This is a genomic window from Streptomyces antibioticus, assembly GCF_002019855.1.
Lineage (GTDB): Bacteria > Actinomycetota > Actinomycetes > Streptomycetales > Streptomycetaceae > Streptomyces > Streptomyces antibioticus_B.
In genome coordinates, this window is record NZ_CM007717.1 from 6,534,662 (window position 1) to 6,549,052 (window position 14,391).

Annotated in this window: 13 protein-coding genes; 2 read left to right on the forward strand and 11 right to left on the reverse strand. The window is 74.2% G+C overall.

What is annotated here, in order from left to right; translation table 11 throughout:
* Window positions 1-23: 23 nt before the first annotated feature.
* Window positions 24-944 (reverse strand): DUF4349 domain-containing protein, encoded by a 921-nt coding sequence (locus AFM16_RS29615; protein WP_078635335.1) that lies wholly within the window; start codon window positions 942-944, stop codon window positions 24-26.
* Between the two features lie 164 nt (window positions 945-1,108).
* On the opposite strand from AFM16_RS29615, the gene hemG reads away from it, so the two are divergent.
* A complete protein-coding gene (gene hemG, locus AFM16_RS29620) occupies window positions 1,109-2,566 on the forward strand; it encodes a protoporphyrinogen oxidase (protein ID WP_078635338.1) in 1,458 nt (485 codons plus the stop codon).
* 4 nt (window positions 2,567-2,570) lie between these two features.
* The gene (gene hemQ, locus AFM16_RS29625) at window positions 2,571-3,302 is read left to right on the forward strand and encodes a hydrogen peroxide-dependent heme synthase (protein WP_030789680.1); all 732 of its coding nucleotides are present in this window, start codon (window positions 2,571-2,573) and stop codon (window positions 3,300-3,302) included.
* Here the strand turns inward: hemQ and AFM16_RS29630 are convergent, their stop codons facing one another.
* The 10 genes from AFM16_RS29630 to AFM16_RS29675 all read right to left on the reverse strand — a co-directional run bounded on the left by AFM16_RS29630 (window position 3,303) and on the right by AFM16_RS29675 (window position 14,381).
* The gene (locus tag AFM16_RS29630) at window positions 3,303-4,952 is read right to left on the reverse strand and encodes an alpha/beta hydrolase (protein ID WP_078635340.1); all 1,650 of its coding nucleotides are present in this window, start codon (window positions 4,950-4,952) and stop codon (window positions 3,303-3,305) included.
* Window positions 4,953-5,080: 128 nt separating this feature from the next.
* Complete coding sequence (locus tag AFM16_RS29635; RefSeq protein ID WP_078635343.1) at window positions 5,081-5,908, reverse strand: TIGR04222 domain-containing membrane protein; 828 nt, start codon at window positions 5,906-5,908, stop codon at window positions 5,081-5,083.
* Between the two features lie 90 nt (window positions 5,909-5,998).
* Window positions 5,999-6,811: a DUF4142 domain-containing protein gene (locus tag AFM16_RS29640; protein WP_078635345.1), complete on the reverse strand. Its 813-nt coding sequence runs from the start codon at window positions 6,809-6,811 to the stop codon at window positions 5,999-6,001.
* Window positions 6,812-6,950: 139 nt separating this feature from the next.
* Window positions 6,951-8,255: an MbnB/TglH/ChrH family RiPP precursor modification enzyme gene (locus AFM16_RS29645; RefSeq protein ID WP_078635347.1), complete on the reverse strand. Its 1,305-nt coding sequence runs from the start codon at window positions 8,253-8,255 to the stop codon at window positions 6,951-6,953.
* A 115-nt stretch (window positions 8,256-8,370) separates the two neighbouring features.
* Window positions 8,371-9,087 (reverse strand): peptidyl-tRNA hydrolase, encoded by a 717-nt coding sequence (locus AFM16_RS29650; protein WP_078635350.1) that lies wholly within the window; start codon window positions 9,085-9,087, stop codon window positions 8,371-8,373.
* Between the two features lie 76 nt (window positions 9,088-9,163).
* The gene (locus AFM16_RS29655; protein ID WP_078635352.1) at window positions 9,164-9,343 is read right to left on the reverse strand and encodes a hypothetical protein; all 180 of its coding nucleotides are present in this window, start codon (window positions 9,341-9,343) and stop codon (window positions 9,164-9,166) included.
* A gap of 31 nt (window positions 9,344-9,374) precedes the next feature.
* Window positions 9,375-10,226, reverse strand: coding sequence for a polysaccharide deacetylase family protein (locus tag AFM16_RS29660; RefSeq protein ID WP_078635355.1), 852 nt, complete (start codon window positions 10,224-10,226; stop codon window positions 9,375-9,377).
* A 117-nt stretch (window positions 10,227-10,343) separates the two neighbouring features.
* A complete protein-coding gene (locus AFM16_RS29665) occupies window positions 10,344-11,720 on the reverse strand; it encodes an alkaline phosphatase PhoX (protein ID WP_078635356.1) in 1,377 nt (458 codons plus the stop codon).
* Between the two features lie 114 nt (window positions 11,721-11,834).
* The gene (locus tag AFM16_RS29670) at window positions 11,835-12,797 is read right to left on the reverse strand and encodes a slipin family protein (RefSeq protein WP_078635357.1); all 963 of its coding nucleotides are present in this window, start codon (window positions 12,795-12,797) and stop codon (window positions 11,835-11,837) included.
* Between the two features lie 105 nt (window positions 12,798-12,902).
* On the reverse strand, window positions 12,903-14,381 hold the full coding sequence (locus AFM16_RS29675; protein ID WP_078637126.1) for a SulP family inorganic anion transporter: 1,479 nt from the start codon (window positions 14,379-14,381) through the stop codon (window positions 12,903-12,905).
* Window positions 14,382-14,391: the final 10 nt, after the last annotated feature.

The window sequence follows — 14,391 nt, forward strand, 5'->3', positions numbered from 1 at the left end:
ACACGCTACGGGGGCCCGGTACTTCAGTCCTGCCCGGGCTCGCCCGCCGGGGACGTCCGGCGGCGCCCCCGGCGCAGCCGCAGCCACCCCGCCACGAGCAGCGCGGCCACCACGAGGAACGGCAGCACCGCGCCGAACGCGACGGCGATCCAGCGCAGCATCGTCACGAACGCGTCCCAGCCGCCCGCGAGCGCGTCCACGAACCCCGGGTCGTCGTCCCCGGCGGCCTCCTCGACCGGCTTCTCCCGCAGGTTGAGGGTGACGGTCGCCAGGCTGGTGCGGTCCTTCAGGGACGCCTGCTGGGCGAGCAGCGCCTCCAGATCGGACTCGCGGCGGCTCAACTCGCCCTCCAGGGTGACCACGTCGCTCAGCTTGGTGGCCTGGTCCATCAGCTCCCGGACCCGGGCGACGCTGGCCTGCTGCGTCTTGATCCGGCTCTCCACGTCGACGACCTGGTCGGTGACGTCCTGCGCCTTCGCCGTGCGCTCCAGCAGCTTGCCCGCGCCCTGGAGGTCGGCGAGGACGTCGTCGTACCGCGCCACCGGCACCCGCAGGACGAGCCGGGTGCGCTCGGTGCCGTCCCCGTCCCGGGTGGTGGACTCGTCGCCGACGTAACCGCCCGCGTTCTCGGTGGTCGTACGGGCCTCGTCGAGGGCGTCGGTCACATCCTTGACCTGCACCGTCAGCGAGGCGGTGCGGATGATGCGGTTCGGGGTGACCTTCGGCGCCGACGTGGCCTGCGAACCGCTGTCGCCCGCGCCCTGCTTGGCGTCCTCCTGGAAGCCGCCCGCCTGGGCCTCGGACCGGGCGTCGGGCACGGCCGCCTTGTCGGAGCTGGAGTCCCCCGAGCCGCCCGCGGCGCTGCACCCGGTGAGGGCGAGGCCCGCGGCCAGCAGGACACCGGCCAACGCCTGGGCCGGTCGTACGGAACGTCGTGTGCGCATGTCTGCGAACCCCCCGAGGGTCGTGTCGGCTGCTTTCTCGACACTTCGACGCCGTACCCGCCCCGGATGTTCGGCGGCGACGGTTCCGAACAGATCACGGTCGGGACGCGAAGGGGCCACAAGGCCCTGGCGGCGCTGTCGGTGGGGTCTGAGAGAGTGGGGACATGAGCGCAACGGGTACGGACACGCGGCGGCACGTGGTCGTCGTCGGAGCGGGGATCGCCGGGCTGGCCGCGGCCCACCGGCTGCTGGAGCGCGGCGCGCGGGTGACGGTCCTGGAGGCGTCCGACCGGGTCGGCGGCAAGCTGCTGCCCGGCGAGATCGCCGGTGTCCGGGTCGACCTGGGCGCCGAGTCGATGCTGGCCCGCCGCCCCGAGGCGGTCGGCCTCGCGCGCGAGGTGGGCCTCGGCGACCGGCTGACCCCGCCCGCCACCGCGACGGCCTCGATCTGGACCCGCGGCGCCCTGCGCCCCATGCCCAAGGGCCATGTCATGGGCGTCCCCGGCACGGCCGCCGCGCTGAGCGGCGTGCTCTCCGACGAGGGACTCGCCCGCATCGAACGCGACGCCGGCCTGCCCCGCACCGAGACCGGCGAGGACGTCGCGGTCGGCGAGTACGTGGCGGCGCGGCTGGGCCGCGAGGTCGTCGACCGCCTGGTCGAACCGCTCCTCGGCGGCGTCTACGCGGGCGACGCCTACCGCATCTCGATGCGCTCGGCCGTCCCGCAGCTCTTCGAGGCCGCACGCGGCCACACCTCGCTCACCGAGGCGGTCCGCTCCCTCCAGGCGAAGGCCGCCGAGAGCGGGCAGTCCGGCCCGGTGTTCATGGGCGTCGAGGGCGGCGTGGGCTCCCTGCCGCTCGCCGTCGCCGACTCCGTCCGCGCGCGCGGCGGGGAGATCCACACGCGGGTGCCCGTCGACGAGCTGCGCCGCGAGGCCGCGGGCGGCTGGCGGGTGCGGGCCGGGGAGCGCCTGCTGCACGCGGACGCCGTGGTCGTCGCCGCCCCCGCCCCCGTGGCCGCCCGACTGCTCGCCCCCGAGTCCCCGGCCGCCGCCGCGGACCTGGCCGCCGTCGAGTACGCCTCCATGGCCCTGATCACCCTCGCCTACCGCCGCGCCGACACCGCGCTGCCGGCCGGCAGCGGCTTCCTCGTCCCGCCCGTCGACGGCCGCACCGTCAAGGCGTCCACCTTCGCCTCCCAGAAGTGGGGCTGGATCGCCGACGAGGACCCCGACGTCGTCGTCCTGCGCACCTCCGTGGGCCGGTACGGCGAGACGGAGATCCTCGGGCGCACCGACGCCGAACTGGCCGACGTCTCCCGGCACGACCTGCGCGCCGCCACCGGCCTGGACGCCACCCCGCTGGAGACCCGCGTCACCCGCTGGACCGACGGCCTGCCCCAGTACCCGGTCGGCCACCACGCGCGCGTGGCACGCATCCGCGAGCACATCGCCAAGCTCCCCGGCCTCGCCGTCTGCGGAGCGCCCTACGACGGCGTCGGCATCCCGGCCTGCATCGCGAGCGCGTACGCGGCCGTCGACCAGCTCGACGGCGACCCGGACGCCGCCCGCGAGCTGACGGCCCACCCGGTGCAGAGCCTGCACGGCGGAGCGGGAGAATAGGGCCATGAGTGACGACGCCCCCACCACCGAGCCCGCCCGGATCCCGAACAAGGGCAAGCTGGCCAAGGACCTCAACGAGGTCATCCGCTACACGCTGTGGTCCGTCTTCAAGCTGAAGGACGCCCTCCCCGAGGACCGCGCGGGCTACGCCGACGAGGTCCAGGAGCTGTTCGACCAGCTCGCCGCCAAGGACGTGACGATCCGCGGCACCTACGACGTGTCCGGACTGCGCGCCGACGCCGACGTCATGATCTGGTGGCACGCGGAGACCAGCGACCAGCTCCAGGAGGCGTACAACCTCTTCCGCCGCACCAAGCTGGGCCGCGCCCTCGTACCGGTCTGGTCGAACATGGCGCTGCACCGCCCCGCCGAGTTCAACCGCTCGCACATCCCGGCGTTCCTCGCCGACGAGACGCCCCGCGACTACGTGAGCGTGTACCCGTTCGTGCGCTCCTACGACTGGTACCTGCTGCCCGACGAGGACCGCCGCCGGATGCTCGCCGACCACGGCAAGATGGCCCGCGGCTACCCCGACGTCCGCGCCAACACGGTCGCGTCGTTCTCGCTGGGCGACTACGAGTGGATCCTGGCGTTCGAGGCCGACGAGCTGTACCGCATCGTCGACCTCATGCGCCACCTCCGGGCCTCCGAGGCCCGGCTGCACGTCCGCGAGGAGGTCCCGTTCTACACGGGCCGCCGCAAGGACGTCGCCGAGCTGGTCGCGGGCCTCGCCTGATCAGACCGCCGGACGCAGGACCCTGGTCCGGGGCTCCACCGCCTCGTCGCCCAGGTCCGTCGGCCGCGGCTCCTGGTGCGGTGCGCAGGCCGCGCGCCGCACCGGCAGCCGTCCCTCCAGCAGATACGCGTCGAGGTGGGCGTTGACGCAGGCGTTCGGCCCGCCCGCGATGCCGTGCGTGCCGGAGTCCCGCTCGGTCACCAGCACCGAGCCGGTCAGCCGCCGGTGCATCTCCAGCGCCCCGTCGTAGGGGGCGGCCGCGTCCCGCTCGGCGGCCAGGATCAGCGTCGGCGGCAGCTCGCCGGGGCCGGTCCGCACGTCCAGCGGCCGCTGCCGGGCGGCCGGCCAGTACGCGCACGGCAGGTTCGCCCACACGTTGTCCCAGGTCTCGAACGGCGCCACCCGGGCGAGCCGCGTGTTGTCGCGGTCCCAGGTCCTGAAGTCGGTCGGCCAGGACGCGTCGTTGCACTCCACCGCCGTGTACACCGCCGAGGCGTTCTCCGCCTCCGCCGCGGCCTCGGTGATCGGACCGGCCTGCGCGATCAGCTCCTCGGGGTCGCCCTTCAGATACTCCGAGAGCGCCCGCGCGCGGTGCGGCCAGAAGTCGTCGTAGTACCCGGCCTGGAGGAACGCGCTCTGGAGCTGGCCGGGACCGACCGTCCCGCCGGCCGGCTCCGCGGCCAGCCTGGCTCGCGCCCGCTCGTAGCTGCGCAGCACCGCCTGTTCCGTCCGCCCGAGCCCGTACACCTTGTCGTGCCGGGCGATCCACTCGCGGAAGTCGGTCCAGCGGCTCTCGAACGCCATCGACTGGTCGAGGTTGTTGCGGTACCAGATCTTCTCCGGCGCCGGGTTCACCGCCGCGTCGAACACCATCCGCCGCACGTGCGAGGGGAACAGCGTCGCGTACACGGCCCCGAAGTAGGTGCCGTACGAGGAGCCCATGAACGTCAGCTTCTCCTCGCCCAGCGCGGCCCGCAGCACGTCCAGGTCGCGGGCGTTGTTCAGCGAGTTGTAGTGCGGCAGGGCGCTGCCCGCGCGCTTGGCGCAGCCGCGCGCGTACGCCTTCGCCCGCGCGACGCGTTCCCGCTTGTACGACTCCGAGGGGTGGACCGGCGCGGGCGAGGGCCCCTTGAAGAAGCCCTTGGGGTCCTGGCAGGACAGGGGCGCCGAGCGTCCGACGCCGCGCGGGTCGTAGCCGACGAGGTCGTAGGCGGCGCCGATCCGCTTCCACTCCGGCAGCAGGCCGATCAGGGGGAAGTACAGTCCGGAGCCGCCCGGGCCGCCGGGGTTGAAGACCAGCGCGCCCTGCCGGGGCACCCGGCGCTTGCTGTTGCCCGGGTCGGTGTGGGTGGCCCGCACCCGGCTGACCGTCAGCTTGATCTGCCGGCCCTCGGGCTCGGCGTAGTCGAGCGGGACGGTGACGGTGCCGCACTGCATCGAGCCCGGCAGGTCCTGCGCCTCCGGGCAGGCGCCGAAGGTCACGCCCTCCTCGGCGGCCCGCGCGGCGGCGAGGGCGACACCGGCGAAGGCGACACCGGCGGGGGCGCCGGCGGCCGTACCGGTGCTGTCAGGGACTCCGCCCGCCGGGGCGGCGGAGAGGGCGGTCAGGAGCAGGGCTCCGGTGGCCGAACAGAGGGCGGCGGCTCTCATGCGAGTCCCTTCGATGCGCGGTGCCACACGGCGGTGCGACAAAAGGGATGTTTGGTTCGGGCCAGGGGGAAGGCAAGCACCGCCCCCGGGTGTCGGCGCCAATGCCCCCTGCGAGGGACAGGAGAGTCTCAGTCGCGGGGGAACGGCTCGCGGTGTCCGAAGGCGGCCCTCAGATGCGGCTCGGCCGCCCGTATCCCCAGCACGGCGACCGATGTCAGATACGCCCGCTCGTCCGCCGCGCTCCCGTCGGCGCGGGTGCCGGTGCCGGTGCCGGTGTCGTCCGCCCGCCCGGCCAGCGTGCCCAGCAGTCGCTGACCGGCCGGGGAGGCCCAGCGGGCGCCCGGCGGCACCTCGACCCGGGCGATCGCCAGACAGCCCAGGGTCAGCGCCAGCGGCAGCGCGAACCACAGGGCGACGTGCCAGCGCGGTATGCCCGTCTCGCCCGGCATCGACAGCGCCACCGTGCCCAGCGCCAGGACCAGCAGGGCGGCGCCGCGCACCTGCCGCACCCCGGTGGTCACCGTCGTACGGGGACCGTCCGGCACCGCGAGACCCGCGCGCACCAGTCGGTCGGCGAGGGAGCGCACCGCGTCCGCGGCCGCCGTCGCGGCCCGTACCGGCGCTATCCGGGACTGGCCCTGCGGGCCGATGGCCCCGATGACGGACCGTTCCATCTCGTCCTGCCCGTGCGGGTCCACCACGGTCGCCCAGCCGGTGTGGGCGAGCAGCAGCCGACGCTGACGGGCCATCGAGACCAGGGTCAGCTCGGCGACCCTGCCGGGTCCGCCGGACAGGAACGCCGCCTCGTAGAGCGTCAGGTCGTGTGCGCTGCCGTGGCGGCGGTCCGGGTCCGTGTCCCGGCCGACGGCCGCCGCGCGGACGGCGGCCAGACACAGCCGGGCGCACGCCGCACCGGCGGCGCCCCATGCCAACACCAGGAGAAGGACCCAGAACATGTCGTTTTTCTATGCCGTCACCCGGGCCCGCCGCCACACCGTTTTCACCATCCGGACACGGCGTCGCGGATATGTGACGTTCCGGTGGATTCAGGAGGGCGGCGGACTCGTCGCGGCGGGCGGCAGCGCATAGCTCGGGGCCGGGTTCGGGTCCGGGTTCGGGTCCGGCGGCGGGGACAGCGGGACGACCGTGCCGGGATCGCCGGTGAGGCCGGGCGGGGCGCTGGAGCGGGTGGACGACGGTGTGCCGCTCGCCGCCAACTCCCGGGCCAGGGCGTCGTAGTCGACGAGCCCGGTGGCCTCCAGGACCCGGATGTGGTCCAGCACGGTCGAGTTGGCGTCGTCGGCGAGGGCGCGGACCAGCGAGTTGCGGGTGCCCGCCCGCACCTGCGCCACCAGGGAGAACACCCGCCCGTGGGCGACCCGCAGGGTGTTGGCGAACGTCCAGTCGAATGCCCGGCCGCGCGCCGCGTCCAGCTCCGCCAGCCAGGTCCGCTGCTGTTCGTCGGGCTCGTTCGGCAGCGGGAGGCCCAGCTTCGCCGCCACGTCCCGTGCCCGCTCGTCCAGGAAGGCGTGCCCCTCCACCAGGTGCCGGCCCGCCGTCCGTACGGCGTCCGTGGTGCCCTTCTCCTCGGCCTGGACGCCGGCGGGCAGCTCCCACAGCCCGGCCAGCCGCACCTTGGTGACGAACTCCCGGTCCAGGGCGGACAACGGCCCGTAGGGGGTCACCACGCTCTGCGCGTTCAGCACGTCCACGCCGCCGCCGGACCCGCCCTCGTCGGACCGGCCCAGGTAGGACAGGACCGGGAGGAGCAGCGCCACGAGGGTCGCGGCCAGGCACACCATGACGAGACCGGTACCGCTGATGATGCCTCGGCCCTGGACCGGGGGACGGGGTCGCATGGTGCCTCCTGTGCACGGCACCGCACGCTCGGCTCGATCGGGTGCGGGACGGCGTAGTTTACTGCGCCCTTTCCGGAAACCGCCGAACGGGTGAAAGTCGCCCCGATTCCACCCTCACGCCCTCACCACCCTCACGCCCTCACCGCCCGGTCAGCGAGCGTCCCACCCGGGCCAGCCGTGAACGGGACCGCGGGGCGGGGCCCGAGCGGTCCAGCCACCAGCGCCGCAGCTCCCGCCGGGACCGGCCCTCGGCCGGGTTCCCGCCGAGCAGGACGTGCTCGGCGAAGTCCAGGGCGTCCTGCCGGTATCCGCCGCGCATCGGGTGGCCCTGGGCGTAGGCCAGGAACGCCGGGCGGTAGCCGGTGCCCAGGATCTCGGGGAGTTCCGGAGCCACCTTGGCCACCACGTCCGCCCGCTTCGCCGCCAGGGACCGCGCCTGGACGCCCAGCCGGACCCGGTCGAAGCCCTCCGGCGCCGGGGTCCCCGCGACCAGCGCGGACAGCAGAGCGGCCTGGGCGAGCCCGAGGCGCTGCCGGGTCGCGTCACCGGCGGCGGACACGTCGGCGCGACCGCCCGGCTCCCGCGGGGAAGCCTCGCCCTCCACGCTGACCGCCTCTCCGACCGCCTCTCCGAGCGCTTCTCTGATCGCGTCCAACTCGCGCTCCAGCTCGCCCGGTTCGGGGAAGTTCTCGTCGCGCTCCAGGAGCACGCCCGGCGGGGACACCCGGGACGCGAGGTCGGCCAGGATGTCGAGCACCGGCGGGGGCACCGGGTGGGCGTGGCTGTCGTGCCAGACGCCGTCCCGTTCGAAGCCGCCCGCGACATGGACGTACGCGATGGCCTCCAGGGGCAGTTCGGCGAGCGCCTTGGCGGGGTCCTCGCCGCGGTTGACGTGATTGGTGTGCAGGTTGGCGACGTCGATCAGGAGCCGTACGCCGGTCCGGTCCGCCAGTTCGTAGAGGAACTGTCCCTCCGTCATCTCCTCGCCCGGCCAGGCGATGAGCGCGGCGATGTTCTCGACGGCGAGCGGCACGGGCAGCGCGTCCTGCGCGACGCGCACGTTCTCGCAGAGCACGTCGAGGGCGTCGCGGGTGCGCGGGACCGGCAGCAGATGCCCGGCCTCCAGACGGGCGGTGGTGGTCAGCGGGCCGCCCGCGCGGACGAACGCGATGTGCTCGGTGACCAGCGGCGAGCCCAGCGCCTCGGCCCGTTCGGCGAGCGCGGCCAGCCGTCCGGCGTCGGGCCGGTCGGCGCCGCCGACGCCCAGCGAGACGCCGTGCGGGACCACGGTGACCCCGCGGTCGAGCAGCCGTCGCAGGGAGTCGGGGAGGTGTCCGGGGCAGGTGTTCTCCGCCACGACCTCGACCCAGTCGATGCCCGGCATCCGCTCCACGGCGTCCGCGATCTCCGGCCGCCAGCCGATGCCCGTCCCCAGTCGTGCCATGGCCCCCGCCTCCTTCGTGCCGTGCCCCCTCGGTGGTGACGGGGGTATGACCCCGCGGAGTTCCCCTGAACCGTCCGGGCCCCGCCTTCAGAGGAACATTTGAGGTTGGCCGCTCTCAGCGCAGCGCCGGATGGTCGGCGACCACCGTGGCGCTGCCGGGCGCGATCTCGGTGAATCCGGCGTCCCTGACCACCGGCAGACCGCTCGTCGTCAGCTCACTCCACCGCCCGGCCGTCGCGGTCCGCACCGCCAGCGGGAAACCGGCCTCGCGCCAGGCGTTCCGCTCCCGCTCCGACAGCTCCCACCAGGCGAGCTGGGCGCCGTGTCCGGCCTGCGCCATCGCCTTGCCGGCGGACATGGCGAGGCCGGGGTTGAACCAGATCACCGGCGTCCCCGGAGCGGCGTCCCCCGGCGGCTCCGGGTCGTCCAGGTCGGTGCCGGAGACCTGGAGCCTGGCCAGATCCTTGGGCCAGCCGTCCAGCGGGACGGGCGGGAAGACCCGCACCTCCGCCGCCTTGCCGGTGAGCGTGATGCCGGGCAGCGCCTCGGCCCGCCGCCACTCCGCACCGCGCGCCCGCCGCACCACCTTGCGGATCCGGGCGTCCTGCCAGTCCCGCACCGCCCGCGCCCACTCGCCCTCGCCGCGCGCCCGCTCGTCGGCCAGCAGCGTCAGCACCGCCCGCGCGGCCGTCTCCAGCGCGTCCGTACGCCCCGGCGGCTCCGCCCGCTCGATCCGCACCACCAGAGGCAGCACGAACTGCGGAGCCTCGTCCCGCACGGACCGCTCGGAACGAAAAGGACTGTCGCCGGGAACGACCGCATCACTCGTCACGTCCTCCAGTCTGCCAGCCCCAAGATCCGCTCCCGGAGCGGCCGGGAAAGGACGGAAGGGCGGCGCCTCCCGTCGCTCACCCTGAGCACGACGTGCGTTCGGCCTCCCGCCACTCGCAGACCGGGCACAGGGTGATCCCCTTGTACGACTCCGGGTACTCCGTCGGTTCGCGGCACAGGACGCAGTCCGCGTAGGGCGGGCCTTCGGCCGTGGGGGGTTTGGTCGCGTCGATCAGACAGTAGGTGTCCTCACTCATGTGTCCAGCGTACGAGCCGTGGCCCCGGTGGTCAGCGGCCGCTGGCGGTGGCGATCAGTTCGGAGACCTTCACGAAGCGGTAGCCCTGGCGGCGCAGTTCGGGGACGATCGTGCGGACCGCGCGTTCGGTGGCGGGGGCGGCGCTGCGGGTGCAGTGCATGACGACCACGGATCCCGGGCGCACCCCGGCCAGGACGTCCTGGGCCACGGCGTCCGCGTCGGTGGCGAAGGCGTCCCCGCTCACCACGTCCCACTGCACGGCGGTGACCCCGGTGCCGCTCACCGCGCGCAGGGCCCGGCCGTCGTAGCAGCCGCCGGGGAAGCGGAAGTACGGCATCGGGTCGGGTACGCCGGCGCGGCGGAAGGCGGTGTACGCGCGCTCCACGTCGGCCCGCATGCGGTCCCCGGAGACGGTCGGCAGGCCGTAGCAGTCCGCGGTGAAGGCGTAGTGGCTGTAGGAGTGGTTGGCGATCTCGAAGAGGGGGTCGTGGCCGATGGCGCGGGCCTGGGCGGGGTACTCCTCGGCCCAGCGGCCGGTCATGAACACGGTGGCCGGCACCTTCAGTGTCCGCAGGGCGGCGATCAGCCCCGGGTTGTCGAAGTGCTCGCCCGCCGCCGCGCGCGGTCCCTGGTCGGCGGTCATGTCGGCGTCGAAGGTGAGGGCGACGGTCTTCCCGGCCGTGCGGGGGCCGTGCTCGAAGACGGGGGGCAGTCCGGCGGGGCCCGGGGCGAGCGTCGGCGGCCGGGTGGGGACGGCCCGGTGGGCGGTGGGCGCTGGGTGAGGCGGACGGGGCGCTGCCGGAGTCGTGCCGCAGGCGGTGAGTCCGGCCCCGAGCGCGCCCAGGGCGCAGAGCAGGGCGAGACGACGTACGGGAAGGATCATCGTACGAACGTATGACCCGGAAAGTGGCCTTCGTGGTGGGAGGGGAACCGGCTCTCCGGGGCGTCACCCGGCCGGGCGTGCCGCCACCCGGCCGGTGACGGGCGGCGGCACGGGCGGCTAGCGGCGCCAGGGGCCGGTCACCGCGAACGTCGTCCCGGGGGTGTAGCAGTTGACGTACATCGTGCGGCCGTCGGGCGAGAAGGTGACCCCGGCGAACTCGCCCCACTCCGGCGCCTCCGGAGTGCCGATGTTCTGGCGGCCGCGGGCCATCGGATAGACCTCGCCGTGCCGGGTGACGCCGAAGACGTGCTGGGCGCCCTCGCCGTCCTCGCACACCATCAGACCGCCGCCCGCGGCCAGACAGATGTTGTCCGGCGACTCGCCCGGCAGCCGGACATCGGTGTCCGGGCCGAAGACGACCACCAGGGTGAGTCGCCGCCGCGCCGGGTCGTAGCGCCAGACCTGGCCGTAGTGGTCGGCCGCCGAGCCCTCCGCGCTGCGCGCGAACGACGACACGAAGTACACGGACCGTCCGCCCCAGTAGCAGCCCTCCAGCTTCTGGGCGTGCGTGATGCCGCGCGGACCGTAGTCCTGGAGCCGGGTGGGGGTCCCGGTGGCCAGCGGGTCGGGCACGTCGACCCACTCGACGCCGTCGAAGACCGTGCCCGTGCGCTGGATCGAGGAGAGGTCGGGCACGCCGGGGACGCGCATCGCCTGGAGCCGGCCGCCCGCGCGCAGCGAACCGATCCCGCCCAGCGGCTTCCTCGGCAGGAACCGGTAGAACAGGCCGAACGGCTCCTGGAACGCGTCCTCCGTCTCGTAGACCACCCCGAGATGCGGGTCGACGGCCACCGCCTCGTGCTGGAAGCGGCCCATCGCGGTCAGCGGGACGGCACCGGTGCGGCGCGGGTCGGCGGGATCGACCTCGAAGACGAAGCCGTGGTCCTTGGTGTACCCGTTGGTGCCGGCCCTGTCCTCGGTCTCCTCGCAGGTCAGCCAGGTGTGCCAAGGGGTGGGCCCGCCCGCGCAGTTGACGGCCGTACCGGCGACGGCGACCCGCTCGGCGAGCACCCGGCCGCGGGAATCCAGCGTGAGGGCCGTACAGCCGCCGAGGCCGGCCGGGTCGTAGGTCAGGCCCTCGACCGCAGGGACCCGGTACCGGGCGGTGGGACGGTTCTCGTGGTTGCGGACCAGATGGACGACGTGCTCACGGCCCCGGCGGCCGGGCAGGGCCGTCATGCCGTCGTGGTTCGAGGGGACCGGGCCCTCGCCGGAGCGCAGCGGGTCGCCCTCGCGGGACAGGACCCGGTGGCGGAAGCCTTCGGGGAGGTCGAGCAGGCCCTCCGGGTCGGGGACGAGCGGGCCGTAGCCGCCGTGTCCCAGGTCCTGTGCGGCGGCCGTGCCGGCGAAGAGGTCGGAGAGCGCGCCGGAGAAGGCGATGCCCGCTCCCAAAGCGCCGGTACGGGCGAGGATCTGACGACGTGTCGCGGACATGCGGGAACCTTCCTGCTGGGGGACAGGAACTGTGATCCCGCTGTGTCTACCACCCCGCGCCCGCCCCCGGAACCACGCCCGGCGCCCGTGTCACCCTGTCACTAAGGCACAGGGTCACCTGTCGAGTTCCGTGGAGGCGGCGGGCGGCTCGTGCCGGGGCGCCGGCGGATGCGGCTGGGCGGCCGGGGGCTGCGGCTCGCCGTCGGGCAGGGTCCGCGGGGGAGCGGGTGGAGAAGCCCGCGGGGGAGCGGGGGGAGCGGGGGGAGCAGGGGGTGGAGAAGCGGGTGGAGCGGGTGGAGCGGCCGGGACCGTCACCTGCTGCTGGGCCTTCTCCAGGAAGCGCAGCAGTTCCACCGGGAAGGGGAGGACCAGGGTGGAGTTCTTCTCGGCGGCCACCGCGACGACCGTCTGGAGGAGCCGCAGTTGGAGCGCGGCGGGCTGGTCGGACATCTGCTCCGCCGCCTCGGCGAGCTTCTTCGACGCCTGGAGTTCGGCGTCCGCGTTGATGATCCGCGCCCGGCGCTCCCGGTCGGCCTCGGCCTGGCGGGCCATGGAGCGCTTCATCGACTCCGGCAGCGACACGTCCTTGATCTCCACCCGGTCGATCTGCACCCCCCAGCCCACCGCCGGGCTGTCGATCATCAGCTCCAGGCCCTCGTTGAGCTTCTCCCGGTTCGACAGCAGATCGTCCAGCTCGCTCTTGCCGATGATCGAGCGCAGGGACGTCTGGGCCATCTGGGAGACGGCGAACCGGTAGTCCTCGACGTTGATGACGGCGGCCGTCGCGTCCACCACCCGGAAGTACACGACGGCGTCGACCCGTACGGTGACGTTGTCGCGGGTGATGCCCTCCTGCGCGGGGACCGGCATCGTCACGATCTGCATGTTGACCTTGTGCATCCGGTCCACGGCCGGGACCACCAGGGTGAACCCCGGTTCCCGGGCGTCGCCGCGCAGCCGGCCGAGCCGCAGCACCACACCGCGTTCGTACTGTTTGACGACCCGGGCGGCCGCCCCGAGATACACGAGGCCCGCGGCACCCGCCGCCAGGGCCGCCCCCAGCACTTCCTGGAGCATGGCGACCTCCTCGACGTCCGGGCCGATCCGTCCGTATATACAACGATATGCCCGCAAGCGCCGCCGGGGCCAAGACCGGCCCCGGCGGCTCGGACGCGGACCGGTCTAGCCGGCCGTGACCCGCACCGGATCGGTGCCCGTCGTGCTGTGCCGCTCGGCCCAGGTCTCCAGCGCCGTGCGGCAGGCGTGGTCGAGGTGGTGCAGACCGGAGATGTCCAGCTCGACCGGGCGGTCCTGCGGAAGGGACTCCAGGCTGTCGAGTATCTTCGGCAGCCGCAGGAAGGTCGCGTTGCCCGACAGATACGCCTGCACGGGACCGGCGCCCTTGTCCACGACCTCCAGCCGGATGTGCGAGGAGTCCCAGGCCGTCTTGGCGACCGCCAGGCCGATCCCGATGAGCACGCCCTCGAACATGCCGGCCACGACGATCGACACCGCGGTGACGACCAGGACCAGCGCCTCGCCGCGATGGTCGCGCCACAGCGTCGCCAGCGCCCGCACCGGAACCAGCTTGGCGCCCGCGTGGACCAGGACCCCGGCCAGCGCCGGGAGCGGGATGTGCGCCAGCACGCCGGGCAGCAGCGCCGCGAACAGCAGCAGCCAGCCGCCGTGCAGCACCCGGGACGCCTTGGTGCGGGCGCCCGCCCGGACGTTGGCCGCGCTGCGCACGATGACCGCGGTCATCGGCAGCGCCCCGAGCAGCCCGCAGACCGTGTTGCCCGCGCCCTGCGCGACCAGCTCCCGGTCGTACTCGGTGCGCGGGCCGGTGTGCAGCCGGTCCACCGCGGCCGCGCTGAACAGCGACTCGGCGGACGCGATCAGCGTGAACGCGACGATCGTGCCGAGCAGCCCGAGGACCGCCACGTCACCGAGGGCGGACGGTGTCGGCGGCCGCACCGAGTCCAGCAGCCCCCGCACCTCCACCATCGCCACCGGCAGGTCCAGCGCGAATGCGACGAGCGCGGCGAGGCCGACCGCGGCCAGCGGGCCGGGCACGGTCCGCACCGCGGCCGGCAGCCGCGGCCAGAGCACCAGGACGGCGACGGTGCCCGCGCCGAGCGCCAGGGAGGCGGTCGCCGTGGTGGAGCCGGCCGCCTCCCGCAGCGCCCCGGGCAGCCCGGCGATCTTCGCCGTCCCCGAGCCCGGGGCCTCGGCGCCGATCAGCGAGTAGAACTGGCCCGCGATCAGCACCAGGCCGATCCCGGCGAGCATGCCCTCGACCACGGAGACCGAGATCGCCCGGAAGTACCGGCCGAGCCGCAGGGCCCCCATCGCGATCTGGAGGACACCCGTGGCCAGGACGATCACCCCGAGGACGGGCAGTCCGAACTCCCGCACCGCCTCCAGCACCAGCACGGTCAGCCCGGCGGCCGGCCCCGACACCTGGAGGCTGCTGCCGCGCATCAGCCCGGTGACGAGACCGCCGACGATGCCGGTGACGAGCCCCAGCTCGGCCGGCACCCCGGAGGCCACGGCCACGCCCAGACAGAGCGGCAGCGCCACCAGGAAGACGACGAGCGAGGCGGCGAAGTCCTGCCCGAGGTGCGGGAACCGGTCCCGCCCGGGGCGGGGGAATCGCGGTATGCGCCGGGAG

What these genes read in the sequence shown, in the direction of transcription:
- hemG (WP_078635338.1), top strand. Translation starts at nt 1,109, where the DNA reads ATGAGCGCAACGGGTACGGACACGCGGCGGCACGTGGTCGTCGTCGGA.
- AFM16_RS29640 (WP_078635345.1), bottom strand. Translation starts at nt 6,811, where the DNA reads ATGCGACCCCGTCCCCCGGTCCAGGGCCGAGGCATCATCAGCGGTACC.
- AFM16_RS29615 (WP_078635335.1), bottom strand. Translation starts at nt 944, where the DNA reads ATGCGCACACGACGTTCCGTACGACCGGCCCAGGCGTTGGCCGGTGTC.
- AFM16_RS29645 (WP_078635347.1), bottom strand. Translation starts at nt 8,255, where the DNA reads ATGGCACGACTGGGGACGGGCATCGGCTGGCGGCCGGAGATCGCGGAC.
- AFM16_RS29665 (WP_078635356.1), bottom strand. Translation starts at nt 11,720, where the DNA reads ATGTCCGCGACACGTCGTCAGATCCTCGCCCGTACCGGCGCTTTGGGA.
- hemQ (WP_030789680.1), top strand. Translation starts at nt 2,571, where the DNA reads ATGAGTGACGACGCCCCCACCACCGAGCCCGCCCGGATCCCGAACAAG.
- AFM16_RS29655 (WP_078635352.1), bottom strand. Translation starts at nt 9,343, where the DNA reads ATGAGTGAGGACACCTACTGTCTGATCGACGCGACCAAACCCCCCACG.
- AFM16_RS29630 (WP_078635340.1), bottom strand. Translation starts at nt 4,952, where the DNA reads ATGAGAGCCGCCGCCCTCTGTTCGGCCACCGGAGCCCTGCTCCTGACC.
- AFM16_RS29635 (WP_078635343.1), bottom strand. Translation starts at nt 5,908, where the DNA reads ATGTTCTGGGTCCTTCTCCTGGTGTTGGCATGGGGCGCCGCCGGTGCG.
- AFM16_RS29660 (WP_078635355.1), bottom strand. Translation starts at nt 10,226, where the DNA reads ATGATCCTTCCCGTACGTCGTCTCGCCCTGCTCTGCGCCCTGGGCGCG.
- AFM16_RS29670 (WP_078635357.1), bottom strand. Translation starts at nt 12,797, where the DNA reads ATGCTCCAGGAAGTGCTGGGGGCGGCCCTGGCGGCGGGTGCCGCGGGC.